This window comes from Acinetobacter sp. FDAARGOS_558 (assembly GCF_003937785.1).
GTDB lineage: Bacteria > Pseudomonadota > Gammaproteobacteria > Pseudomonadales > Moraxellaceae > Acinetobacter > Acinetobacter baumannii.
The window spans coordinates 4,155,179-4,178,470 of record NZ_RKJH01000001.1; the positions used below are offsets into that span (position 1 = coordinate 4,155,179).

At 38.4% G+C, this 23,292-nt stretch carries 27 protein-coding genes; 25 read left to right on the plus strand and 2 right to left on the minus strand.

The genetic code is table 11. The annotated features are described in order from the left end of the window. The first annotated feature begins 37 nt into the window (after positions 1 to 37). Positions 38 to 280, plus strand: a complete 243-nt coding sequence (locus tag EGT34_RS20065) for a hypothetical protein (RefSeq protein WP_001049825.1) — start codon at positions 38 to 40, stop codon at positions 278 to 280. Positions 281 to 401: 121 nt separating this feature from the next. Further along, positions 402 to 1,439 carry a class II fructose-bisphosphate aldolase gene (gene fba / locus EGT34_RS20070; RefSeq protein ID WP_001174011.1) on the plus strand — a complete coding sequence of 346 codons (1,038 nt, stop codon included), beginning with the start codon at positions 402 to 404 and terminating at the stop codon, positions 1,437 to 1,439. Between the two features lie 118 nt (positions 1,440 to 1,557). Here fba and EGT34_RS20075 read toward each other — a convergent pair whose 3' ends face one another. After that, positions 1,558 to 2,868 carry a peptidylprolyl isomerase gene (locus EGT34_RS20075; RefSeq protein ID WP_000850091.1) on the minus strand — a complete coding sequence of 437 codons (1,311 nt, stop codon included), beginning with the start codon at positions 2,866 to 2,868 and terminating at the stop codon, positions 1,558 to 1,560. Then, entirely contained in the window at positions 2,868 to 5,309 is a 2,442-nt protein-coding gene (locus EGT34_RS20080; RefSeq protein ID WP_000682631.1) for an LPS-assembly protein LptD, read from the minus strand. The genes EGT34_RS20075 and EGT34_RS20080 overlap by 1 nt, the downstream gene beginning before the upstream one ends. Positions 5,310 to 5,429: 120 nt before the next feature. On the opposite strand from EGT34_RS20080, the gene EGT34_RS20085 reads away from it, so the two are divergent. From EGT34_RS20085 to EGT34_RS20195, 23 genes are all read left to right on the plus strand, one after another. Further along, positions 5,430 to 6,443, plus strand: a complete 1,014-nt coding sequence (locus EGT34_RS20085) for an aminoglycoside phosphotransferase family protein (RefSeq protein ID WP_001097113.1) — start codon at positions 5,430 to 5,432, stop codon at positions 6,441 to 6,443. Continuing rightward, positions 6,443 to 7,132 (plus strand): N-acetylmuramate alpha-1-phosphate uridylyltransferase MurU, encoded by a 690-nt coding sequence (murU, locus tag EGT34_RS20090; protein WP_000646460.1) that lies wholly within the window; start codon positions 6,443 to 6,445, stop codon positions 7,130 to 7,132. The genes EGT34_RS20085 and murU overlap by 1 nt, the downstream gene beginning before the upstream one ends. A gap of 87 nt (positions 7,133 to 7,219) precedes the next feature. Continuing rightward, positions 7,220 to 7,852, plus strand: a complete 633-nt coding sequence (gene rsmG / locus EGT34_RS20095; protein WP_000553193.1) for a 16S rRNA (guanine(527)-N(7))-methyltransferase RsmG — start codon at positions 7,220 to 7,222, stop codon at positions 7,850 to 7,852. Between the two features lie 21 nt (positions 7,853 to 7,873). Next, on the plus strand, positions 7,874 to 8,656 hold the full coding sequence (locus tag EGT34_RS20100) for a ParA family protein (protein ID WP_000057217.1): 783 nt from the start codon (positions 7,874 to 7,876) through the stop codon (positions 8,654 to 8,656). Continuing rightward, the gene (locus tag EGT34_RS20105) at positions 8,653 to 9,540 is read left to right on the plus strand and encodes a ParB/RepB/Spo0J family partition protein (protein ID WP_000023429.1); all 888 of its coding nucleotides are present in this window, start codon (positions 8,653 to 8,655) and stop codon (positions 9,538 to 9,540) included. Before EGT34_RS20100 ends, EGT34_RS20105 begins: the two co-directional genes overlap by 4 nt. 49 nt (positions 9,541 to 9,589) lie before the next feature. Continuing rightward, a complete protein-coding gene (locus tag EGT34_RS20110; protein ID WP_024437313.1) occupies positions 9,590 to 10,225 on the plus strand; it encodes a MotA/TolQ/ExbB proton channel family protein in 636 nt (211 codons plus the stop codon). Positions 10,226 to 10,240: 15 nt separating this feature from the next. Next, positions 10,241 to 10,669: an ExbD/TolR family protein gene (locus tag EGT34_RS20115; RefSeq protein WP_000669684.1), complete on the plus strand. Its 429-nt coding sequence runs from the start codon at positions 10,241 to 10,243 to the stop codon at positions 10,667 to 10,669. Then, the gene (gene msbA, locus EGT34_RS20120) at positions 10,666 to 12,393 is read left to right on the plus strand and encodes a lipid A export permease/ATP-binding protein MsbA (RefSeq protein ID WP_001070723.1); all 1,728 of its coding nucleotides are present in this window, start codon (positions 10,666 to 10,668) and stop codon (positions 12,391 to 12,393) included. The genes EGT34_RS20115 and msbA overlap by 4 nt, the downstream gene beginning before the upstream one ends. A 2-nt stretch (positions 12,394 to 12,395) precedes the next feature. Continuing rightward, entirely contained in the window at positions 12,396 to 13,406 is a 1,011-nt protein-coding gene (gene lpxK / locus EGT34_RS20125) for a tetraacyldisaccharide 4'-kinase (protein WP_000050466.1), read from the plus strand. 9 nt (positions 13,407 to 13,415) lie between these two features. Beyond that, complete coding sequence (gene kdsB / locus EGT34_RS20130) at positions 13,416 to 14,177, plus strand: 3-deoxy-manno-octulosonate cytidylyltransferase (RefSeq protein ID WP_000680697.1); 762 nt, start codon at positions 13,416 to 13,418, stop codon at positions 14,175 to 14,177. An 11-nt stretch (positions 14,178 to 14,188) separates the two neighbouring features. Further along, positions 14,189 to 15,169, plus strand: coding sequence for a DNA polymerase III subunit delta' (locus EGT34_RS20135; protein WP_001075416.1), 981 nt, complete (start codon positions 14,189 to 14,191; stop codon positions 15,167 to 15,169). An 11-nt stretch (positions 15,170 to 15,180) separates the two neighbouring features. After that, positions 15,181 to 15,522: a PilZ domain-containing protein gene (locus EGT34_RS20140; protein WP_001183024.1), complete on the plus strand. Its 342-nt coding sequence runs from the start codon at positions 15,181 to 15,183 to the stop codon at positions 15,520 to 15,522. A 17-nt stretch (positions 15,523 to 15,539) separates the two neighbouring features. Then, the gene (locus tag EGT34_RS20145) at positions 15,540 to 16,313 is read left to right on the plus strand and encodes a TatD family hydrolase (RefSeq protein ID WP_000497301.1); all 774 of its coding nucleotides are present in this window, start codon (positions 15,540 to 15,542) and stop codon (positions 16,311 to 16,313) included. Positions 16,314 to 16,350: 37 nt separating this feature from the next. Further along, entirely contained in the window at positions 16,351 to 16,959 is a 609-nt protein-coding gene (locus EGT34_RS20150; RefSeq protein WP_000375838.1) for a TetR/AcrR family transcriptional regulator, read from the plus strand. 9 nt (positions 16,960 to 16,968) lie between these two features. Then, positions 16,969 to 17,523 carry a type II secretion system protein gene (locus tag EGT34_RS20155; RefSeq protein WP_000841373.1) on the plus strand — a complete coding sequence of 185 codons (555 nt, stop codon included), beginning with the start codon at positions 16,969 to 16,971 and terminating at the stop codon, positions 17,521 to 17,523. Further along, positions 17,513 to 17,893, plus strand: a complete 381-nt coding sequence (gspI, locus tag EGT34_RS20160; protein WP_000836911.1) for a type II secretion system minor pseudopilin GspI — start codon at positions 17,513 to 17,515, stop codon at positions 17,891 to 17,893. The genes EGT34_RS20155 and gspI overlap by 11 nt, the downstream gene beginning before the upstream one ends. Further along, the gene (gene gspJ / locus EGT34_RS20165) at positions 17,893 to 18,594 is read left to right on the plus strand and encodes a type II secretion system minor pseudopilin GspJ (RefSeq protein WP_000594590.1); all 702 of its coding nucleotides are present in this window, start codon (positions 17,893 to 17,895) and stop codon (positions 18,592 to 18,594) included. The genes gspI and gspJ overlap by 1 nt, the downstream gene beginning before the upstream one ends. Further along, entirely contained in the window at positions 18,594 to 19,553 is a 960-nt protein-coding gene (gene gspK / locus EGT34_RS20170) for a type II secretion system minor pseudopilin GspK (RefSeq protein ID WP_000301471.1), read from the plus strand. The genes gspJ and gspK overlap by 1 nt, the downstream gene beginning before the upstream one ends. A gap of 230 nt (positions 19,554 to 19,783) precedes the next feature. After that, the gene (locus tag EGT34_RS20175; RefSeq protein WP_000908453.1) at positions 19,784 to 20,380 is read left to right on the plus strand and encodes a 6-pyruvoyl trahydropterin synthase family protein; all 597 of its coding nucleotides are present in this window, start codon (positions 19,784 to 19,786) and stop codon (positions 20,378 to 20,380) included. A gap of 50 nt (positions 20,381 to 20,430) precedes the next feature. Further along, complete coding sequence (gene ung, locus EGT34_RS20180; RefSeq protein WP_001177528.1) at positions 20,431 to 21,144, plus strand: uracil-DNA glycosylase; 714 nt, start codon at positions 20,431 to 20,433, stop codon at positions 21,142 to 21,144. Then, positions 21,141 to 22,265: an enoyl-CoA hydratase/isomerase family protein gene (locus EGT34_RS20185; protein ID WP_086241960.1), complete on the plus strand. Its 1,125-nt coding sequence runs from the start codon at positions 21,141 to 21,143 to the stop codon at positions 22,263 to 22,265. The genes ung and EGT34_RS20185 overlap by 4 nt, the downstream gene beginning before the upstream one ends. 6 nt (positions 22,266 to 22,271) lie before the next feature. Continuing rightward, entirely contained in the window at positions 22,272 to 22,775 is a 504-nt protein-coding gene (gene tadA, locus EGT34_RS20190) for a tRNA adenosine(34) deaminase TadA (protein ID WP_000033177.1), read from the plus strand. Between the two features lie 69 nt (positions 22,776 to 22,844). Beyond that, positions 22,845 to 23,288, plus strand: coding sequence for an SRPBCC family protein (locus EGT34_RS20195; protein WP_001246674.1), 444 nt, complete (start codon positions 22,845 to 22,847; stop codon positions 23,286 to 23,288). Positions 23,289 to 23,292: the final 4 nt, after the last annotated feature.

Genomic DNA, 23,292 nt, shown 5'->3' on the forward strand with positions numbered 1-23,292 from the left:
ATAATGAGTACTAAATCACCAATTGTGGAAAATAGTGATGAATTTAAAACTTACCTTTGCTGCTTTGTTAATTGTCCCAATGATGTTGACTGCTTGTGCGAAAAAAGAAGAGGCGACTCAAGCAGGCCAGGATGCGGCATCTACAGCTGTTGCTGACAAAGTAACTCCTGAACAACAAGCTGCAATCGATGCGCTTGATAAGCCAGTTTTAGATGAAAAGAATACAGATGTGGTTGAAGGTAGTACGGCTAGCGAGTCGGCTGCTTCAGAAACGCATTAATTTGTTGTTTTTTGTTAAAAATTCCCTGCAAATGCAGGGATTTTTTTTGAAATACTGTGATTTGTTGCTGAATTGAAATAAATGACAAGGTAGAATAAGCCGCACTACCTGGGAGGATATTATGGCACTCATTTCAATGCGCCAGCTCTTGGATCACGCTGCGGAACATAACTACGGCGTACCAGCATTTAACGTAAATAACTTAGAACAAATGCGTGCAATTATGCTTGCCGCAGATGCTACCAATTCACCTGTAATTGTTCAGGCATCTGCTGGAGCTCGCAAATATGCAGGCGCTCCATTCTTACGCCATCTTATTTTGGCTGCAATTGAAGAATGGCCACACATTCCAGTGGTAATGCACCAAGACCATGGTACAAGCCCTGATGTATGCCAACGTTCTATTCAACTTGGTTTTAGCTCAGTGATGATGGACGGTTCATTAGGCGCTGATGGTAAAACTCCTACAACTTACGATTACAACGTAGATGTAACTCGTCAAGTGGTAGCAATGGCTCATGCTTGTGGTGTATCTGTTGAAGGTGAGATCGGTTGCTTAGGTAGCCTTGAAACAGGTATGGCTGGAGAAGAAGACGGTGTGGGTGCAGAAGGTGTACTTGACCATTCTCAGCTTTTAACCTCTGTTGAAGAAGCAAAACAGTTCGTTGCTGATACAAATGTTGATGCTTTAGCAATTGCTGTAGGTACTTCACACGGTGCTTATAAATTTACACGTCCACCTACAGGGGATATTTTAGCAATTGACCGTATTAAAGAAATTCATGCGGCATTGCCAAATACTCACCTTGTAATGCACGGTTCAAGCTCTGTACCACAAGAATGGTTAAAAGTAATTAACGAGTTTGGTGGTAATATTGGTGAGACTTATGGTGTACCAGTTGAACAGCTTGTAGAAGCGATTAAACATGGTGTACGTAAAATCAATATCGATACTGACTTGCGTTTAGCTTCAACAGGTGCAATTCGTCGTTTCATGGCGGAAAACCCAGCTGAATTTGACCCACGTAAGTATTTCGCTAAAACTGTCGATTCAATGAAACAAATTTGTATCGATCGTTATGAAGCTTTCGGTACAGCTGGTAATGCTGACAAGATTCGTCCAATTTCTTTAGAGAAAATGGTTGATCGTTATAAATAATTCCCGTTAGGGTTTGATTTATAGAAACCGGTTATTCATATAACCGGTTTTTTAATGGCTGGGTTTTGTTTATAAAAAAACCTGTGATCAACACAGGTTTTAACGACAAAAGATTAACTTATTTTTGTAAGTTCTTTTTGTCGAGGCTTGGATCTTTAATTTCTACATAAGCATTTGCACGGACTTCACGTAACCAGCTATCAATTTCAGTGTTAAATTGACGCTCACCTAAAATTTGACGTGCCATACGCTCTTGATATTCATGCGTCATATCTTTTTCGCGTTTGTCTGTCACTTGTAAGATATGCCAGCCGAATTGAGTTTGGAAAGGTTCACTAATTTCACCTACAGGAATTTCCTGCATTTTTTTATCAAACTCAGGAACCATCATACCTGGCGTAACCCAACCTAGACTGCCGCCATCACGTGCTGAACCTGTATCGTTTGAATAAGTTGCAGCAAGAGTAGCGAAATCTTCACCCGCTTTTAATCGCTTGTAAATGCTATCAATAATTTGTTTCGCATTTTCAGGGCTTACCACTTCGGAAGGTTGAATAAGAATATGGCGTGTTTGATATTGCGGTACTAATGCTTTCTGTTCATTTTGCTTACGTTCTAAAAGTTTTAGAACATGTACGCCATCGCGTACAGAGATTAAGTCAGTTGTTTGACCATCTTGCAGTGGAGTAATACGAGCAGCAAGTTCAGCCGGTATGTCAGAAAGAGGGCGGAATCCCATATCTGCACCTTCAACTTTTACAGTCGCAGTTGAAAGCTTTTTAAGAGCGTTTAAATCATTGCTTTGAGCAAGTTGTGAACGAACTTCTTTTGCTACATTTTGAACTTCTTGAGGGTTATCTCCGGAAATTCGCATATGAATCACATGAGCTTGATTACCTAAAGCAGCTTGCCCTTGTGGTGACTTCAAGAAGTTATCTACATCTTGATCACTGATTTTAATGCGAGACATAACTTGCTGTTGACGCAGACGATTAATTGCTAAATCTTCAGCAATACGGCTACGTAAGTTTTCATAAGTTCCAGGTGCAATCGCATCTAATTTTTGTTGAAAGGCTTCTAGGCTTTTGCTACCTGATTGACTTGCAACTTTAAGTACAGCCTCATTTAGACTTTTCTCATCAGGTTTGATGCCATATTTTTTAACTTGTTCAAGTTGTGCTTGACGTAAGATGAGTTGGTCTAATACTTGAAATTGTAAGTATTGTTGAGGTGGAACTTCTTTTTTTTGTGCTTGCAATTCGTGAGCTGCTTCAGCCATTCCTTGTTCAAGGTCACTTTTTAAAATTACGCTATTGTCCACAATTGCCACAACTTCATCAGTAGGTTGGGCAAAACTATGCATTGATGAAGATATTAATACAGCAAGGGTCGTCGCTTTAAAAAACTGTTTAAGATGTTTTGTCTTCATTAACGTTGTGTCCAAGATTGATTAATTTTGTTAAAACCTAAAACGCGATTTTCAAGTAAAGACGCGAGTTTATTGTTTAAACCACCTAAACCTTTAAGTGTAATTTCGGCCATGATCGCGCGCTTTTCACTAACATCTGGAGATTTTGGATCGTCTAGATCGTTATAGTATGAGCGGCCATAGACAGAAATGCCCCAGCAACACGATTCATAATTAACACCTAGTAATAATTCACGGGCAACATCATTGTCCATGTCATATTGTACGTGCCCCATAATACGCCAATTGTCTTTAATTGGTTGTATAAACGATGCAACAACTTGGTCGTATGTATCTTGGCGACCAGGAATATCTTTACGGTAGAAATAGCCTAAATTATAGAGATTTCCTTTATCGCCTGTATAGTAAAGTTGAAAATCACGCTGTGCATTATCGCCATTTGACATCCATGCCGAATTGGCGGCAATGGTGAAGTTTTGATTAAGTTGGCTTGATAAGCTAACAACAGGACCTGTATTGCGTTCAGTATCAATTTCATCTTGTTGTTTCAAGGTGACGCGGCGATCTTCAAAATAATAGCTTTGGCCCACACTTGCGCGTAAACGCTCTAAGCCTACTGTGTCAAAAAGACTATAGCTTACACCTAACGATAAAAAGTTATTGTCTTCAAGGCGGTCATGTCCATAGAAGCGGTAAGGGTTAAATAACTGATCGTAACTAATTGACGCAGTGGTTGAGTCAAAGTTTGGGTAGCCATCTTGATTTTTGTATGGCGCATAGGCATAGAAGACGCGTGGTGTAAGTGTTTGTAAATATTTGCCCTCACGTTCAAAATTCAATCCAGTGTCCAATGTAAATTGTGGCACAACGACTGATTTGTTTTCAGAACCGCCATCTAAACCTTGAGAGGCGATACTGTCCTTGTCATAGAAGGTTTGAATAGAACGTACAGAAACCTCAGGAATTACAAAGGCTGCTGGTGTTCGATAGTTATAACGTGTTGCAAACTGGTTATAAATACGCGTACCGCTACTTTCTTGTGCAGAATCATCGTTAATTGATTTCTTAAAATAAGCAGTATCGTTATTAAATTCGTATTGTAGCCCTAGTGGATTACCAGTGACATAATTTAATAAAAATTGAGGTAAGCGGGCGTATGGTTTATTGACGTCTTTTACTTCTGGGTCAAGGGTCTGGAAGTCTTCGACCTTAAGCTGAGCTTTTAACCCTGGTATACCATGCTGATAGTTAAGTTCCCAAGCTCTACGCAAGTTAAGATCTGTTTTAGAGTTAGGGCTACTATCTAAATCAGAGAAATAGTCTTTATCTGATGCGTAGTTATATTCAAGGTTGGTAGACCATTGGTCATTGATATCCCAATTATGTAAAAAATGGAAATCTTTACGGTCTTTGTCATCATATTCTTTATCAGATGGCAAAATGCCGCCCCAAATCTGTCCGGCACCAAACCCATCCGTCAAATATCGGAATTCACCTTGTAACATTGCCCCACGATCTGCTAAGTAACGTGGCGTAATTGTTGCATCGTAATTAGGCGCAAGGTTTAAATAAACAGGAACCGAAAGTTCAATACCACCATCGTTTGAGAAACCAAATTGTGGGTTGAGGATACCTGTAGTACGGCGGTCATCAATCGGGAAGTTAAAGTAGGGAACTGCTAGAACTGGAACATCTTTTACATATAGTTTTGTTCCGCGCGTAACACCGCGCCCAGTTTCTTGGTTCAACTCAATTTTGTTGGCTTGAATTTTCCAACCTGGTTTCTGGCCTGGCGGACAGGTTGTGTAAGTCGCATCATTGAGAACCATTACATTCGGAGAGGTTCTCTCGATCTTCCCAGCATGACCATGGGCATGTTGTTGTTCAGAAATATAAAAACTATTATCTAAATTTCCGGTTTGAGTCTTTAGATTGTAATCAATTTCATCACTTTGAGAGAGTAAGCCGCCTTGAGCTAACTGTACTCGGCCTTGTGCATGTGCAAATGTTTGAGTTTTATCGATGGTGACTTTATCGGCACGAACTGTACGGCCTTCCTGATCTATCACCACGTTTCCTTCCAACACAGAGTCGCCAGCAGGGTTATAGTGCCCATAATCAGCCGTTACAACTGAAGTAGCCTTATCTGCATCTAACGCTTTAGTTTCAGGATTAATTGGTGTAATCCAAGTTCCTTGACAAAATGCTGAACTCAAATATTTATTATTGCGCAATTGCGCCTCAGGAGCAGATTTATCAACATAATATTGTTGAAAGAATTCCTGCCCTGGATAGGCTTCCTTAATACTCGCCTTAAGTTGATTATTGTCTATGTTGGAGACAACACCAGCTGACTCAGCATAACTTGATTGTATGGAGCCACTACATAAGAGCGTAAAAATAGCGGTCGCTAAAGGATTAAATTTAAACTGATGCTTCATTGTCTCATTAACCAAGTATGCTAATTCACAATTAATTATTGTCGCATCATAGAGAAAAAGTTTATAAGTGGCTACACTTAACCCTTCAAAAATCTCAGCTTGTTTTAGATTTTATTGCAAATGAATACACAACGTGAACAATTGATACATACATGGCTTACATCTGTTCTTGAAAATGATCAATTTCAGATCGCTTATTTAGCAGGGGATGCAAGCTTTCGACGTTATGCTCGCATCCAGTTACAAAATAAAACGTATATGCTTATGGATGCGCCTCCTGAAAAAGAAGACTGTGTTCCGTTTGTGACCATTGACGAGTTTTTTGCAGGGCATGGGGTTCGGGTACCTCAGATCGTTGCAAAAGATTTAAATCAAGGTTTTTTATTGTTAGAAGACTTTGGTGATGTGCTGCTGTCTACATTGTTAAACGATGAAACAGTTGATCAATATTATGAGCAGAGCTTTAAACAGCTTATTCATTTGCAATCGATTAATGGCGTTGAACATTTCCCGGTTTATTCTTATGAAAAGCTCTTATCGGAAATGCAGTTATTAACAGATTGGATGTTACCGTCACTCGATATCCATCCAACAGCTGAGCAAAAGAAAACTATTGATGATGCATTTGATTTCTTGGCTCAGGCAGCATTAGCTCAACCGCAAGTTATTGTACATCGTGATTTTCATAGCCGTAATTTAATGAAAATTGCTAATGAAGAAGAATTGGGAGTAATTGACTTCCAAGACGCGGTTATTGGTGCTGATACGTATGATTTGATCTCGATTACACGTGATGCATACGTGCAGTGGAATGCTGAGCGTGTTTATCAATGGTTTAAAGTGTTCTATGAGCTTTTACCAGCATCTGCTAGACAAAACCGAAGCTTTGACCAATTTAAACGTGATGCTGATTTAATGGCAATTCAACGCCATATCAAAATTTTAGGTATCTTTGTCCGTTTGTTCGAGCGAGATGGTAAGTCTGGTTATTTGAAAGATTTACCACGAGTCATGTGGTATTTACTTGAAGAGAGCCGTGGCTATCATGAGCTTGATGACTTCATGGCGTTTATTCACAGTTCAGTAATGCCTAAATTTATTGAAAAATATGGCCCTTATGAGGTTGCAGCATAATGAAAGCAATGATTTTAGCTGCTGGCTTGGGCAATCGTATGCGTCCACTCACGCTATATACACCAAAGCCTCTGCTTGAGGTAGGGGGTAAGCCACTTATTGTGTGGCATATTGAAAAACTTAAGAAAATCGGCGTGACCGAAATAGTCATCAATTCTGCGTGGTTAGCCGACAAACTCATCAGTAGCTTGGGAGATGGTTCTCAATTTGGTGTGGATATCCGTTGGACACGAGAAGAAGAAGGGCTGGAAACCGCTGGTGGAATTATTAATGCTTTGCCACTGCTTGGAACCGATCCTTTCATTCTGGTGAATGGAGATGTATGGACTACAATGGATTTTGAGGCTCTACGCCATATTAAGTTAAATGATGATTTGGCACATCTTGTATTAGTTGATAATCCTAAACAACATCCTGAAGGCGACTTTACATTATTAAATGGACGCGCTTTTACATTCGATCAAGATGTGAAGGGCGAGAACCTCACGTTTAGTGGTGTATCTGTTATCCATCCTAAGCTTTTTGATGGATTGGAAGCTGGTAAACGTCCTTTAGCCCCACTGTTGAAGCAAGCCATGCACAATCAAAAAATATCTGGTGAAAAGCTTAAAGGTGCATGGGTGGATGTGGGAACGCCTGAGCGTTTAATGGAGCTAGATTTGCAAATTCGTGAAGGCTTCTACGATTAACTGCGTAATCGCTAATCGTTAACTAGTGTTCCACGATGCATAAATGGGTATACTTTGTTTTAAATTTTACTTAGATGTTATCTGTTTATGCATCCGTTTTTTCAAGAGTTACAACAGGGTAGTCAAAAATTAGGTTTATCGCTTAGCGATGAAGCTTTGACATTATTGTTGAAGTATCAAGATGCTTTGGTACTTTGGAACAAAGCTTATAATCTAACAGCGATTCGTGATCCGAAAGAAATGTTAGTGAAGCATTTGTTGGATAGCCTAAGTATTTTGAAAGATTTGCCAGCAGGTCGTTTGCTCGATGTAGGTACAGGTGGTGGCATGCCAGGCATGATCATTGCTTTATGTCAGCCAGAACGCTCTTGTGTATTGCTTGATTCAAATGGTAAGAAAATTCGTTTTTTGAAACAGTTTATTGCTGACCTTAAGCTTAAAAACGTAATAGCTGTGCAAACGCGTGTTGAAAATCAAGATACAATTGATGAACTTGGCCAATTTGATGTAATAACAAGTCGTGCATTTGCATCATTAACAGATTTTGTTGAGGCTGCGCGTCCATATTTACATGAGCAGAGTATAATTGCCGCGATGAAAGGACTGATTCCAGTTGAAGAAATGGAAGAGCTTAAGCAGGAATTTTCATGTAAAGTGATTGAACTGCATGTACCGAGACTTGATGAACAACGTCATTTACTTTTACTTCAACGAATTTAAATAAAAAGTATTAGGGTTACCATGGCTCAAATTATTGCGATTGCAAACCAAAAGGGTGGTGTTGGTAAAACAACGACTGCAGTAAATCTTGCAGCGTCACTAGCTGTATTGAAAAAACGTGTGCTACTTGTCGATATAGATTCGCAAGGTAATGCTACGATGGGGTCTGGTATTCAAAAGAATGAGCTACTTTACTCAATTACGGATGTGTTATTGGGTGAAGTGCCAATCGAAACGGCAATTCAAAAAGCTGAGGTTGGATATAAAGTTTTGGGTTCAAACCGTGAACTTTCTGGTGTCGAGCTTGCCATTGCAGAGCAAGAAGGTCGTGAGTTCATTTTAAAGAATGCTTTGAATGAAATCCGAGACTCATTCGATTACATTATTGTTGATTGCGCGCCTAGCTTAAGTTTAATTACCGTGAATGCTTTAGCTGCAGTAGATGGTGTAATCATTCCAATGCAATGCGAGTACTATGCATTAGAAGGTTTGGCAGATTTAACTCAAACGATCGATCGTATTCAAAAAGCGTTAAATCCAGATTTGGAAATTATTGGTGTTTTACGCACCATGTATGATGCGCGTAATGCCTTAACTCGCGATGTATCTGCTGAGTTGGAACAATATTTTGGTAAGAAACTCTACGACACTGTGATTCCACGTAATGTTCGTTTGGCTGAAGCTCCAGCGCATGGTTTGCCAGTGATTTATTTTGAAAAAAGTTCGAAAGGTGCAGTTGCATACTTAAATCTTGCGGCTGAGATGTTAAAGAAAAGTAAAGTGAAGAAAGGAAGTAAAGTATGAGCATCAAAAAACGCGGATTGGCGAAAGGTCGTGGTTTAGATGCATTACTTGGTTCAATTCAAAAAGAAAAATTACAACTAGAAGCTCAAGCGCTTGATCATGGTCAGTTAAAGCAAATTGACGTGAAGTTGTTGAAACGAGGTGAATATCAACCACGTCGTTTTATCCATGAGCATGATTTGCAAGAGTTGGCATCCTCTATTGAAAAACATGGGGTAATGCAGCCAATTGTTATTCGTCCTGTAGATGATGAAGCTCATCCTTACGAAATTATTGCAGGTGAGCGTCGTTGGCGCGCAGCTCAAATTGCTGGCTTAACGGAAATCCCTGCAATTGTTCGTGATTTAAATGATCAGGTTGCTATTGCTTTAGCACTTATTGAAAATATTCAACGTCAAGATTTAAACCCGATAGATCAAGCGTTGGCGCTACAACGATTCCATGATGAATTCGGTTTAAGCCATCAAGAAATTGCTGATACAGTCGGTAAAGCAAGAACAACGGTAAGTAATTTATTACGTCTGTTGAGCTTGGCTGATGACATTAAAGAATTTATGCAGCAAGGCCAGCTTGATATGGGGCATGCTCGTGCCATCTTAACTTTAAAGGGCAAAGAACAACTTGAAGTTGCAAAAATTGTAATTGAGAAAGGATTATCTGTTCGTCAGACTGAGCAGTTAGTGCGCGATTGGAACGAGCCTAAACAGGAAAAGGAAAAAGCTCCTGTTGCACCAGACATTGAGCAACTAACTCAGAAATTATCGGAACGTTTTGGTGCCAATGTTAAAATTGATCATAACCAGAAAGGTAAAGGTAAGCTTGTTATTCACTATCATTCACTCGATGAGTTAGATGGTATTTTGAATATTTGTTTACCAGATTAATTCTAAGTTAGGTCATATATTTCTAATTTATATTCTTGGGGAAGAAAATATGTGGGAACTTGTGAAAGCGGGCGGCTGGTTAATGCTGCCTTTAATTTTGTGTTCAATTTTAACCGTCGCAATTAGTATTGAGCGTTTTGTACGTTTAAGACGTTCACAAGTTTTACCTAAAGTGTTAATGAATGATGGTAGTGCAGATATTTCTGTTGTCATAACAAATTTGGAGCAGGATACTAATGCGCAAAGCACGGCATTGGGCAATATTCTAAAAGCTGGTTTTGAGCATCAGGAACATGGCGAACAATTTGCTCGAGCACAAATGGAAGCCATGGCTTCTCAAGAAATTTCTTATTTAGAAAAAAATATTAACTTCTTAGGGACCTTAAGTGCTATAGCGCCTCTACTAGGGCTGCTTGGAACAGTTGTGGGAATTATTGAGTCTTTTTTGGTTATTGATTTTGGTTCGGCAGGTAGTCCTAGTTTAATGATTCCCGGTATTTCCAAGGCTTTGATCACAACAGCAGTTGGTATGCTCATTGCAATTCCTGCACTTATTTCCTATCGATATTTTCAAAGAGTAGTGCAAGATTATATTGCTGAGTTAGAGCAACAATCGACGCTATTTCATGCCTCATTTTTTTACAAACGTTCTTCAGTCATGCAAGAACATCGCCGCGTTGGTTGATGGGTAGATCACAATATGAAGTTTAAACGTTCTCAGGTTGAAGACATTCATATCAATCTAACACCTATGATTGACTGTTTATTGTTCATTCTAGTGTTTTTATTGTTATCTACCACTTTTAATCAGCCAAGTCGCATCAATTTAACTTTACCAGATGCACAAGGTGTTCCACCAAAACAGTACGATCATAAAATTGAAGTCGTGGTAGACTCTAGCGGACATTACGCCGTGAATGGTCAGGCGCTATCTACCAAAGATGTGGCTGATTTGAGCACTGCAATTAAGCAAATTGCTCAAGAGCGACGTGACTTTATGTTTATCATTGCTGCTGATGCAAAAGCGTCCCACCAGGATGTTATTCGTGTTATGGATGTAGCAGGACAACTCGGTTTTGTTAACATCAATATTAGTACCAAAGTTCCTTCTAGAGGTTTTTCTGAGTGAATCAAGATTTTAAGGTTTATTTGCGTCTCATATCCTATTTAAAACCTTATTGGGGCGTGGCCTTATTAGTTCTTATCGGGTTCGGTATGAACTCAGCAACGGAGGTTTCTGTTGCTAAGCTCATTAAATTTATTATTGATGCAATTCAAAATGCGAGTAGAGCGGATCTGGATTGGTTCCCTTTATTAATCATTTTATTGGTATTCTTCCGTGGCCTTGGCCTATTTATGGGGGGGTACTATACGGCTGTGATCTCGCGTAGTTTGGTTTTTAGTATTCGCCAAGAAGTTTATGCAAAACTTCTAAGACTGCCGGCTCAATATTATCTCGATAACTCTTCGGGTCATATTACTGCCAAAATTATGTATAACGTCGAGCAACTTACAGCTGCTTCATCTGAATCATTAAAAACCATTGTTCGAGATGGCATGATTACGTTGGGGTTGTTAGGTTATTTGTTCTATACCAATTGGCGTTTAACAATTTGTATTATGGTGTTCTTACCTATAATTGGGATTTTGGTGCGTAAAGCTTCAAAAAGAATGCGCAAGCTTTCGATGCAAGTTCAGGACACTATGGGTGATGTTAACCATGTAGTGCAAGAAAGTATTAATGGTAATGCAGTTGTTAAAAGTTTCGCTGGTGAAGAGTCAGAACAAGAGCGTTTCTATAAGTCATCGGAAGAAAACTTAAAACGTGGTTTAAAAATGGTGATTGTGCAAAACCTAAATAGTCCTGTTGTTCAAGTGGTAATGGCTTGTGCAATGGCTCTAATTGTATGGTTAGCATTAAGACCACAAATTTTAGGGAATACAACTGCTGGTGAGTTTGTTGCATATATTACGGCAGCAGGGTTACTTTCAAAGCCTGTTAAAAACTTGACAGATGTGAATGAAAAGTTACAGCGGGGTTTAGCAGCTGCACACTCAGTTTTTGAATTATTAGATTTACCTGAAGAGCAAAATAGTGGTGAACTTAAACCGCAGTTGCAAGGTGCAATTCGTTTTGACCATGTTGTACTTAACTATGCTGACGGTACGCAAGCGATTAAAGACTTTTCTTTAGATATTCGTCCAGGCGAAACTGTTGCATTGGTAGGGCGCTCTGGTGCTGGTAAAACTTCTTTAGTGAACATGTTGGTACGTTTCCAAGAAGTCTCAAGTGGTCAAATTTATTTAGATGATTTGCCAATACGTGATATTGAGCTTTCAAGTTTGCGTACACAAATTGCAATGGTAAATCAGCAAGTTGTTTTGTTTAACCGAACTGTACGTGAAAACATTGCTTATGGTCAGTTACATAATGCAAGTGATGAAGACGTAATAGCTGCAGCAAAGGCTGCTTATGCCCACGACTTTATTATGAACTTACCAAATGGCTACGATACTGTTTTGGGTGCTCAAGGTCTAAATTTATCGGGTGGTCAACGTCAACGTATTGCAATTGCTCGTGCAATTTTGAAAAATGCCCCAATTCTCATTTTGGATGAGGCGACAAGTGCGCTTGATAATGAATCTGAACACTTTATTCAACAAGCATTTGATGAAGCTATGCAAGATCGTACAACGATTGTGATTGCTCACCGTCTATCAACCATTGAAAATGCGGATCGTATTGTTGTGATGGACCGCGGACAAATTGTTGAACAAGGTACTCATCAAGAATTACTTGCTAAGCACGGTGCTTATTATCAATTACATCAGCGTAATTTTGAGGACCATTAAGTATGTCTTTAGCCCAGCTGATCCAAAATGCATGGAATAAGCAATCAAGTTGGTTGATTGTTTTACGTCCTTTGTCTTGCTTGTATCGTGCTGGGTTTTTACTAAATCGTTATCTTTATAGTTCAGGCTTTAAAAAAGTTTATACCGCACCTGTGCCGGTCATGGTAATTGGCAATATTACGGTGGGGGGAAGTGGAAAAACTCCATTATTAATAGAGCTGGTCAATTATCTAAAGCAGCATAATGTAAAGGTAGGGGTAATTAGTAGAGGCTATGGTGGAGCTGGCCCTTTTCCTATGTTGGTAACATCGGCCAGTCAAGCAGCTGAAGCAGGAGATGAACCTGCTTTGATTGTACAGTCAACTGGCGTACCTATGGCAGTAGGACCCAATAGACAAGTAGCAATCGAGTTATTATTAGCATCGACTAAACTAGATTTAATTATTAGTGATGATGGGTTGCAACATTGGGCATTAGGTCGCCAAATAGAATGGATCGTACTTGATCAAAATCGTGGCCTTGGAAATAGAAAGTTATTACCAGAGGGATATTTACGTGAACCTGTGGAACGTTTAAAAACTAGTACGGTAATTGAGCATACTTTCACACCAACAACTACATTGCATATGCATCTTGATGCAGGCCAGCCTTACTTATTGAATCCTTCTTCGGCAACTGAATTATCATTCAATATTCAAAATAATTACCATGCAGTAGTCGGTATTGGTTTTCCTCAGCGCTTTTACCAAACACTTAAAGGTTTAGGGGTGAAACAATTTCAAGAGCATGCTTTTCGTGATCATCATGATTACAGTATTGATGACCTTCTATTTAATGATGACCAACCTATCATTACAACTGAAAAAGATGCAGTTAAGTTGTTACCATTACTTGAAAAGCATCCAGAATTTAAACGACCTATTTGGGTCGTGCCAGTTAAAGCTGTTTTGTCTACAGAGTGCTATCAGGTTTTAAATCAACAATTGCAAAAGCTTGATATTCAAATATCTTAGGAAGAAAAAATGAAACATATCGTCATTCCAGCACGCTTCTCAAGTTCGCGTTTGCCAGGTAAGCCATTGTTACTTATTCATGATCGTCCTATGATTTTACGAGTGGTGGATCAAGCAAAAAAAGTTGAGGGTTTCGATGACCTATGTGTAGCAACGGACGATGAACGTATCGCTGAAATATGTCGTGCAGAGGGCGTTGATGTTGTTTTAACAAGTGCAGACCATCCATCAGGAACAGATCGTTTAAGTGAAGTTGCTCGTATTAAAGGGTGGGATGCTGATGACATTATTGTAAATGTACAAGGCGATGAGCCATTACTGCCAGCCCAGCTTGTTCAGCAAGTTGCAAAGCTTTTGGTTGATAAGCCAAACTGTTCAATGTCTACATTATGTGAGCCTATTCATGCGTTGGATGAATTTCAGCGTGATAGTATCGTAAAAGTAGTCATGTCTAAACAAAATGAAGCATTATATTTTAGTCGTGCAACTATTCCTTATGATCGAGATAGTGCTAAACAAGCTGAACCAACTTTACATAGCCAAGCATTTCGTCATTTAGGTTTATATGCTTATCGTGTGAGCTTATTACAAGAATATGTTACATGGGAAATGGGTAAACTTGAAAAGCTCGAGAGTCTTGAGCAATTGCGTGTTTTAGAAAATGGACACCGTATTGCTATTGCTGTAGCAGAAGCGAATTTACCACCAGGTGTTGACACTCAAGCAGATCTTGATCGTTTAAATAATATGCCTGTTGAGTCTTTTGAGTAAGCGTTAATTTAATGAATCAGAATGTGACTTCTAAGGTTTATCCGTGGCAACAGACAATGTGGGAAACGTTAACAACACGTTTTCCTAATATTGGGCATGGCTTATTATTTTATGGTAAACAAGGTTGTGGTAAACATGCTTTTGCTAAGCATTTCTTAGCGTGGGTACTTTGTTTAAATAAACAACCTCAAGGTGCTTGTGGTGAATGTAGTAGCTGTCAATGGTTAAAATCAGATACGCATCCAAACTATGTTCATATCACGACAGATGAAGAAAATAAAAAACAGAATGCAAAAATTAAAATAGAAAAAATTCGAGATTTATTGCCATTTGTACAACAAACTGGTGAGGGATGGCGTGTTGTTGTTATTGAGCCAGCTGAAGCTTTAAATCTTGCGTCATCAAATGCGCTGCTAAAAACCTTAGAAGAGCCAGGTGAACGCGTCGTTTTAATCTTGTTGGCCGATCATTATTTGAAATTACCGGCAACCATTCGAAGTCGCTTACAGCATTTTGCTTTAGACCGTATTTCATATACAGAAGCCACATCTTATCTAAATGAACATTTAGCGGAAACAGCATCTGTACCACCTGAATTATTGCTAGGCCTTTCTAATGATATGCCTTTGCAAGCAGTTGAAATTGCGACTAGTGATTGGTTTGCTAAAAGACAGTCTTTTTTAGAAGATTGGACTAAAGTTGTAAATCAAAAAAATATGCCTTTATTTTATTCGGCTAAATGGCAAAAAGAACTCAACTTTAGTGATTTTATGATGCTTCTTGAATACTTGTTAGGGGATTTAATTTGTGTCAAGCTCAATCAACCACAGAAAAATATAGATTTACAGTTCGATCAATTGGCGCAAAACTATAATTTAGAAAGTTTATTCAGTCTTTATGAGGAATTACAGCAATCTAAAAGATTGGTTGAACAGAATGTACAAACACAACTCATCATAGATCAACTTTTTATAAAATTAATGAACGTTTAAGGGGAAAACTAATGCAACCACAAATGGGTGGAATTATTCAGGTCAATATTCCAGATAGAGCAACATTACAAGCAAGTTATATGGGATATGTACAAGGTGGGGGCTTGTTTGTACCATCGAAGCAAAAAGTGAAGATGGGTCAGGAAATTTTTATTTTAGCTACGTTACCAGAACAATCACAAAAAATTCCTTTAACTGGTAAAGTAGTTTGGATTTCACATAAGCAAAGTGGATTTAAACCGCAAGGTTTCGCAATTCAATTGAGTGGTGATAAAGGAATTTACTATAAAGCTGAAGCTGAGCGGATTTTAGCTGGTAGTATGTCTTTAGATCGCCCAAGTTATACCATGTAAGCAGATAGGAAAGAACAGTGTTTGTTGATACCCATTGCCATTTAACAATGTTAGATTTAACGCCTTATAACGGTGATTTAGATCTCGCACTTGCTGCTGCGCGAGCAGAAGGTGTTTCTAAGTTTATGGCAATTTCAGTTGACCTTGATGATCATATGGCTTTAGCTGAAATCGCAAAGCGTCATGAAGATGTGGGGTATACGGTAGGCGTACATCCGTGTGAGGATGTTGATACTATGGCTCGAGCAACGACTGAGTATTTGACTGAATTGGCTCAATCGGAAAAGGTATGGGCTTTAGGTGAAACAGGTTTAGACTATTACCACAGCACTGACTTTATTAACGAGCAAAAAGATTGTTTTGCTCGTCATATTCAAGCCTCTAAAAATGTTAAAAAACCAGTAGTTGTTCATACACGTTCAGCAAAACATGATACGGTGGATATTATTCGAGCTGAACAATCTACACATGGTATTTTGCACTGTTTTACTGAGGACTGGGAAACAGCAAAAGCTGTATTGGACTGCGGTTACTATATTTCCTTTTCAGGAATTGTTTCATTTAAAAATGCTCAAGATCTACGAGATGTAGCCAAGCAAGTTCCTTTAGATCGGCTTTTGATTGAAACAGATAGTCCTTATTTGGCTCCAGTACCATATCGTGGTAAAACGAATGAACCAAAATATGTACCTTATGTAGCGAAAGCACTAAGTGAGGTATATGATAAACCAGTTGAGGAAATTGCAAGAATCACCTCGCAAAATTTTGAAAATTTACTTAAAGCGATTTAACTTATAGAAACTATATAAAGAGAGTAATTGCGTGAAGATGGACCGTCAAGCTCAGTTCCGAGCAAGAGAAGCATTAATATTTCAAGTTGCGGAACAGTTGTTGTTAGAAAATGGCGAAGCCGGAATGACACTTGATGTGCTGGCTGCTGAGCTTGATTTGGCAAAAGGTACTTTGTACAAGCACTTTCAAAGTAAAGATGAATTGTACATGCTATTAATTATTCGTAATGAGCGCATGTTACTAGAAATGGTTCAAGATACTGAAAAGGCTTTTCCAGAACATTTAGCTTTCTTTATGTTGCATCACTTGCACCATCCAGAAAGAACAGTGCTGTTTCACCAAATTGAAGAAAAGCTTTCAATTACTGCCCAAGGTGTACACCATCTTTTTAATGAACTTTACCAAGTGAGAAAGCAGCGCTTACGTATTATTATTCGTATGACTGATCACTATTTAGAGTCAATCCAGAGTCATATGACTACACGAGATTACTTGGCTTCAATCTGGTCACTCACTCATGGAGCTGCTGCAATTCTGAATTCAAGCTTTTATCAACGTTATTTGGGTTCAAGAGATACTTTGCGAGTAGCATACATTGACCAGGCATTAGCCTTACCCAAACAAGCAGTTGAGCAGTACGCTTAATAGGTCGATATGAAATCGAATCTACCATTTCAATCACAAAAAGGCTTTACCCTCATAGAAGTGATGGTAGTCATTGTGATTATGACAATTATGACTTCTCTGGTTGTATTAAATATAGGTGGCGTCGACCAAAAAAAGGCAATGCAGGCGAGAGAGTTATTTTTACTCGATTTGCAGAAAATTAATAAAGAATCGCTCGATCAATCACGTGTATTGGCTTTAGAAACTCATGGTGAGACAGATGTCTCACCATTTTCTTATGAACTTTATGAATATCACGATCAAAGCACTTTACAAGTACAAGATATAAAAAACCGTTGGCAGAAATATACTGAGTTTAAAACACGGCAACTTCCTGCCCATGTTTCTTTTTCAGTACAACCCTTGGATGACCAGAATTATTCTAAAGCTAAAAATACAGATTTGATTGGAGGACAAACGCCTCAACTCATCTGGTTTGGCAATGGAGAAGCTAAAACCGTTAAAATACAATTTTATTTAGAACAAAAACCGATTGGTTCGGAAATACAAATAGATCACTTGGGTAAAATAAATGAAATCTAAAGGCTTTACCCTCTTAGAAGTTATGGTTGCTTTGGCAATCTTTGCAGTCGCAGCTGTCGCTTTAACTAAAGTGGCAATGCAGTACACGCAGTCCACTTCAAATGCAATTTTGCGAACCAAAGCTCAATTTGTAGCAATGAATGAAGTTGCTATGATGGAGATTAATCAAGAATGGTTGCAAGGAACCCAGAGTAAGCAAGTAACTTCCCAAGGTGAAACTTGGCAAATTGATAAGTCAGCTCAATCTACTATTAGCCCGAATGTTCAAAAAATTGATTTACAAGTGAGTTTGTATGATCCGGATAAGGGAAAAGTACAAAATGGCATTACTCATATGGTCTTTTTTAATTATCCAGTGAAAGCAAAATAATGATAAAAAATAAATATATTCACATCCGAAGCATTGATTCTCGCCTTGCAGCACGATCGAGCAGTGCTCGATTAACTCGCGCCTCAGGATTTACTTTGGTTGAATTGTTAGTCGCGATCGCTATCTTTGCGGTTTTATCTTTATTGGGGTGGAAAATTTTCGATTACTTGCTCAAAGTTCGTGATCGTAATGCCGAACATGAAGTGCATTTATTTGAATTACAAGATGCTTATCAACAAATTCTTCGTGATACTTTGCAGATTATCCCTTTATCCGCAAACCAAGGTGGTCAACTTCATCCAGCTTTAGAAATCGATAATCAAATTTTACGTTTTAGCAAAGCAGGCGTAACGGATCCTTTAAAACAAGGCTTATCACCATTTGAACGAATTGAATATCGTTATGATGCAGACCAAAAAAAATTATATCGTCTTAAATATACAAATTTGAATACTTCGAACAGAGAGCAACCTTTATCGAGTACTTTGTTAAGTCAAGTCGACCAATATCAGATTATGGTTTTGACTCCGCAAGAAGTCACAAAATGGCCCGAGGTTAATATTGATCCAACGAAACCTAATGAGTTAAAAAAATTACCGAAAGGGATAAAAATCCAACTTACAGTCGCTGGTGTAAATTATGAGTGGACTTATAGCTTAAATCAGGGTGACTTATCGCTTTCGCAGGAAGGTAATTCATAATGGCCGTTAGTTACAAACACCAACAGGGTGTTGCTTTACTGACTATACTTATTATGGTTGCCTTGGCTACAATTTTAGCGGCTTCTATTGCCAAGCATCAAAATAATACTATGGAAAATACAGCCTACTTAATGCGCCAAAATCAATCTTTGCTTTATGCAAAAAGTGCAGAAGCCTTTTTTTCAGAATTATTAATTCAAGATGCAAATAATGCAGGTGGAGTAGATCATTTAAAAGAGACATGGGCACAACCTATGCCGCCGTTTTCTATTGAAGAGGGTTCAGTATCTGGTCGTTTGCTTGATGAGTCTGGTAAATTTAATTTAAATAATCTAACTAACGGGGAAGGCATTGTAAATGAAGATGCTAAAAGTTGGTTTGAACGTTTATTGGTACGTGTGGGATTACCAGCCGAATTAAGCCAAGCTGTGATTGATTGGCAAGATCCAAATGATGAGCCAACTGGGCCAATGGGGGCAGAAAGTAGTTATTATGAAGGTTTGGATCCAGGTTACATGGCTGCGAATGCTAAATTCCACCGTATTGAAGAGTTAAAGCTAGTGAGAGGCTTTGATGGAAAAAAATTTGATCTAATTGCTCCATATATTTCTGCTTTACCAGAAAATTCGAAGTTAAATATTAATACTGCTTCGCCATTGGTTTTAGCAAGTATGGATGAAAAATTAGATATAGGAGCTATTGAAAAAGAATTGCAAACACGCCAACAAAATTTAAAGTTCTTCCAAAATGTAGATGAATTGTGGCAATTGAATGCTTTTTCAGCGGTTGATAGTCAAAAGAAAAATCAAGTAAATAGTCTTATTGATGTTAAATCCAGCTTCTTTCAAGCTCAGATTGAAGTTGTTCTAAATAATAGGAAGCGACAGTTTACTAGTGCTTTAATGAGAAAAGATAAACAAGTATATGTTTATTCAAGAAGCATGGCTCCATTTAACTAAATAAATTTATTGATATTTTTTCTGAGTCTGTAATACTTGAAACTTATTAATAAAAGGGATGAGGTCATACTTCTGTATAGGCAGTATTTAAAGTAAAAAATCAATATCTTCAAAATTTCTTCACATCTCTTATCATACTTTTTGCTAATTGTTTCTATTTGAAAAGTGGTGCGAAGTTTTTATCTTTTGCTTTATAATAATGTTCTTAGAAGGAATGATCGATTTGGCACATGTTAATTCGTAAGTTATTTAAGTTTGAAAATGCACACGTTGTACGTAACTGTACATCGGATCGTTGTAAGCGATCTATTCATGGGCATAGTTATAAAGTCGAGTTATTACTTAAAGCTTCGAAATTAGATCATGGACAAATGGTATATGATTTTGGGCTGTTAAAAGGCGTAATTAAGGACCTTTTCGATAGCTTTGATCATGCGATTTGTTTCTGGGAAAAAGATGATCCGCAATATATTGATGCTTGTAAGACTTTTAGCGCGCGTTGGATCTCTTTACCAGTTTCGCCATCTGCTGAGCAATTTTCTCGAATCTTCTTCTATTTAGCTCAGCAAGTATTACAATCTACTGTTACCCAAAATGGGGAAGGTGATGTTGAAGTCTATTCAGTGATTGTTCATGAAACCGATACAGGTTATGCCCAAAGTTTTCTTGAGGATATTCAAAATGAACAAATGGGGCTGTTAAACCTTGAGGGAATTATTTTTTCAGAACAAGTCCAATCCGAATGGGCTGATCCAAATATGTATGAAAATTTAAAACAAGGGATTAAGTTTCATAATCCGCATGTTAACTTACAAGTAGAAGTGTAAGTTAACTTCCTTTTGTTTGTAGAAATGAAAATTGATCTAGGATGACATTAATGCAATTAACTGAGCAACAGCAAGATAAACTCAGTAAAGTTCAATTAGAAGAAAGCTGGAAAAGATCATTAACTCCATTTTTACTGAGTCCTTATATGGATAGTTTAAGAGACTTTTTGTTTCAACAAAAACAGGCTCAAAAAACCATATATCCACCAAGTAAACAAATATTTAATGCTTTAAATATTACGCCGTTAGATCATGTGAAAGTCGTTATATTAGGGCAAGATCCATATCATGGTCCAAATCAGGCAAATGGCTTAAGTTTCTCGGTTCAAAGAGGGGTTGCATTACCACCATCTTTACGTAATATTTTTCATGAACTACATACAGATTTAGGTGTGCCGGTTTCTCGTCATGGTGATTTAACCAAATGGGCTGAGCAAGGCGTACTTTTATTAAACAGTGTACTTACTGTAGAAGCAGGGCAACCCACATCACATCAAAAACAAGGTTGGGAAGAGTTTACTGACGCAGTAATTGATGTTTTAAATGAACAACGTGAACACATTGTTTTTATTTTATGGGGTGCTTATGCACAACGTAAAGGACAACGTATAAATAGAGAAAAACACTTGGTTTTAACTGCTGCACATCCATCGCCACTTGCGGCTAATCGTGGTGGTTTCTTTGGATGTAAAGTGTTTTCCAAAACAAATCAATATTTGAAACAACATGGCATTGAGCCCATAGACTGGCAATTGGACGCATGATGAACTCTCCCAATGTAAATAGCTATCATCCGGATTTGGTAGTTGAAGAAGCGAAAAATGGTTGGCGTATTGTACGTTTGAATCGACCTAAATCATTACACGCTTTAGATGAATCAATCGTAACGGCTCTATTACGAGTATTTGAAGACTTCCGTGATGATGAGCAAGTAAAAGCAATTTGGTTGGACTCGACTACACCAAAAGCATTTTGTGCGGGTGGAGATGTACGCAAATTACGTCAGCTGGTAATTAATCAGGAAGTAGAAACCGCAAATAAATTTTTCCAGCAAGAATATGCTTTGGATTTATTGTTACATAACTATGCTAAACCGGTTGTTGTTTGGGGTGAAGGCTATGTAATGGGTGGTGGTTTAGGCTTGTTTATGGCTGCACCTTTCCGTTTGGTTACACCATATTCACGTTTGGCTATGCCTGAAATTAATATTGGTTTATACCCTGATGTTGGAGCAAGCCGTTTCCTTGCTGACCGTGGGCAAATTGGTTTATTTACTGGTTTGACAGGTTCTATTATGACGGCTGCTGGGGCATATAGCATTGGTTGGGCGACGCATATTTGTGAAGCACAACGTGATAATGTTCTACAGAAAGTACTCAATATTAATTGGGCTCACTATCCGGCAGGTGATTTCCGTGCAATCGATGATACTTTAAATAGTTTGCATCGACCGGTTGCAGCAGGGCCATTACAAAATTCGTTAGACGTTATACATAGTGTTTGCCGTGGTTCAAGCTTTGAACGAGACTATCAAGCGATCGTCAGTTTGCGAGATGCAAGCAGTGACTGGTTGCGTCAAGCGAGTGAAAACTTACAAAAGGGCTCGCCTAGTACGGCAGCAATTACTTGGTTGTTATGGCAATGGGGTAAACAAGTTCATTCTTGGGATGAAGTTTTTGATTTAGAAGCGCAAATCTCTGAATGGAAAATTCGCCATCCTGACTTTGTGGAAGGCGTACGTGCTCGTTTAGTCGATAAAGATTTATCGCCAGAATGGAAAGCATGTGAAGACCTTACATTACGAGGTATTTTGGCCGATGATCCACCGATCACGACGATTGATAGCTGGAATGCATTACTTAGACAATATGGTGTGGTGTCATAATCAATAATGTCTAAATTTAGTGATGAGTATTGGATGCAGCTTGCTTACGAGCAAGCTGAATTAGCAGCCGAGCAGGGGGAAATCCCTGTAGGAGCTGTAATCGTGAGCCAAAATAAGTTAATTGGAGCTGGTTTTAATGCTCCAATTGGTTTATCTGATCCTACAGCTCATGCAGAAATTCAAGCTATTCGTGCGGCTTGTGAGTCATTGAAAAATTATCGTTTACCTGAAGATGCGACTTTGTACGTTACGCTTGAGCCGTGCACAATGTGTGTGGGAGCATTAGTACATGCAAGAATTAAACATGTCGTATTTGGAACAACAGAACCTAAAGCTGGCTCACTCGTGAGTGCACGTCAATTATTAGAAAATGGTTATTACAACCATAAATTTACTTTTGAGCATGGATGTTTACATGAAAAATGTGCTCAACAGTTAAGTCTTTTTTTTAAGCAAAGACGTGAACAAAAGAAACAAGAGAAACAACAAAAAACGTCCTTAAATGATTAAAAAATGTCATGAGGTTATGGCACACTAACGCCGTTTCATTGACATGATTTATTTAAATAAGGAACTTTCATGCGTAATGTAATTACTATACAAAAAGAATTTAATGCTCCTCTTAGTGATGTCTTTAACCTGCTTTCTAAACATGCAGCTTACAACACTGCATTTGCTCCACTACAAGTTGTGCGTATTAAAGATTCGGCAGATCCTGAAAGACCTGATGGAGTGGGTTCTGTTCGTCGTATGGGGTTTGGCGTGATTAAACCACTTAAAGAAGAAATCACGCATCTCGAAGAAAACAAACGTATTGAATATAAACTGATTGATAATCCTCTAGTGAAACACCATTTAGGTCGAATCGAGTTCTCAGAAATTACTCCTTATATTACTTTGGTTACGTATCGTATCGAATTAACCGCAAAAGCTCCTGTTGTAAGTAAATTAATTCTTGCACAGCTAAAACTAGCGATTACACTAGGCTTTTCGAGATTAGCTAAAGCATTTGCTTCTTCGTGAGAGT

Excerpts from the sequence above, each read along its gene's own strand:
- EGT34_RS20065 (WP_001049825.1), top strand. The coding sequence starts at position 38 with ATGAATTTAAAACTTACCTTTGCTGCTTTGTTAATTGTCCCAATGATG.
- fba (WP_001174011.1), top strand. The coding sequence starts at position 402 with ATGGCACTCATTTCAATGCGCCAGCTCTTGGATCACGCTGCGGAACAT.
- EGT34_RS20075 (WP_000850091.1), bottom strand. The coding sequence starts at position 2,868 with ATGAAGACAAAACATCTTAAACAGTTTTTTAAAGCGACGACCCTTGCT.
- EGT34_RS20080 (WP_000682631.1), bottom strand. The coding sequence starts at position 5,309 with ATGAAGCATCAGTTTAAATTTAATCCTTTAGCGACCGCTATTTTTACG.
- EGT34_RS20085 (WP_001097113.1), top strand. The coding sequence starts at position 5,430 with ATGAATACACAACGTGAACAATTGATACATACATGGCTTACATCTGTT.
- murU (WP_000646460.1), top strand. The coding sequence starts at position 6,443 with ATGAAAGCAATGATTTTAGCTGCTGGCTTGGGCAATCGTATGCGTCCA.
- rsmG (WP_000553193.1), top strand. The coding sequence starts at position 7,220 with ATGCATCCGTTTTTTCAAGAGTTACAACAGGGTAGTCAAAAATTAGGT.
- EGT34_RS20100 (WP_000057217.1), top strand. The coding sequence starts at position 7,874 with ATGGCTCAAATTATTGCGATTGCAAACCAAAAGGGTGGTGTTGGTAAA.
- EGT34_RS20105 (WP_000023429.1), top strand. The coding sequence starts at position 8,653 with ATGAGCATCAAAAAACGCGGATTGGCGAAAGGTCGTGGTTTAGATGCA.
- EGT34_RS20110 (WP_024437313.1), top strand. The coding sequence starts at position 9,590 with ATGTGGGAACTTGTGAAAGCGGGCGGCTGGTTAATGCTGCCTTTAATT.
- EGT34_RS20115 (WP_000669684.1), top strand. The coding sequence starts at position 10,241 with ATGAAGTTTAAACGTTCTCAGGTTGAAGACATTCATATCAATCTAACA.
- lpxK (WP_000050466.1), top strand. The coding sequence starts at position 12,396 with ATGTCTTTAGCCCAGCTGATCCAAAATGCATGGAATAAGCAATCAAGT.
- kdsB (WP_000680697.1), top strand. The coding sequence starts at position 13,416 with ATGAAACATATCGTCATTCCAGCACGCTTCTCAAGTTCGCGTTTGCCA.
- EGT34_RS20135 (WP_001075416.1), top strand. The coding sequence starts at position 14,189 with ATGAATCAGAATGTGACTTCTAAGGTTTATCCGTGGCAACAGACAATG.
- EGT34_RS20140 (WP_001183024.1), top strand. The coding sequence starts at position 15,181 with ATGCAACCACAAATGGGTGGAATTATTCAGGTCAATATTCCAGATAGA.
- EGT34_RS20150 (WP_000375838.1), top strand. The coding sequence starts at position 16,351 with ATGGACCGTCAAGCTCAGTTCCGAGCAAGAGAAGCATTAATATTTCAA.
- EGT34_RS20155 (WP_000841373.1), top strand. The coding sequence starts at position 16,969 with ATGAAATCGAATCTACCATTTCAATCACAAAAAGGCTTTACCCTCATA.
- gspI (WP_000836911.1), top strand. The coding sequence starts at position 17,513 with ATGAAATCTAAAGGCTTTACCCTCTTAGAAGTTATGGTTGCTTTGGCA.
- gspJ (WP_000594590.1), top strand. The coding sequence starts at position 17,893 with ATGATAAAAAATAAATATATTCACATCCGAAGCATTGATTCTCGCCTT.
- gspK (WP_000301471.1), top strand. The coding sequence starts at position 18,594 with ATGGCCGTTAGTTACAAACACCAACAGGGTGTTGCTTTACTGACTATA.
- EGT34_RS20175 (WP_000908453.1), top strand. The coding sequence starts at position 19,784 with ATGTTAATTCGTAAGTTATTTAAGTTTGAAAATGCACACGTTGTACGT.
- ung (WP_001177528.1), top strand. The coding sequence starts at position 20,431 with ATGCAATTAACTGAGCAACAGCAAGATAAACTCAGTAAAGTTCAATTA.
- EGT34_RS20185 (WP_086241960.1), top strand. The coding sequence starts at position 21,141 with ATGATGAACTCTCCCAATGTAAATAGCTATCATCCGGATTTGGTAGTT.
- tadA (WP_000033177.1), top strand. The coding sequence starts at position 22,272 with ATGTCTAAATTTAGTGATGAGTATTGGATGCAGCTTGCTTACGAGCAA.
- EGT34_RS20195 (WP_001246674.1), top strand. The coding sequence starts at position 22,845 with ATGCGTAATGTAATTACTATACAAAAAGAATTTAATGCTCCTCTTAGT.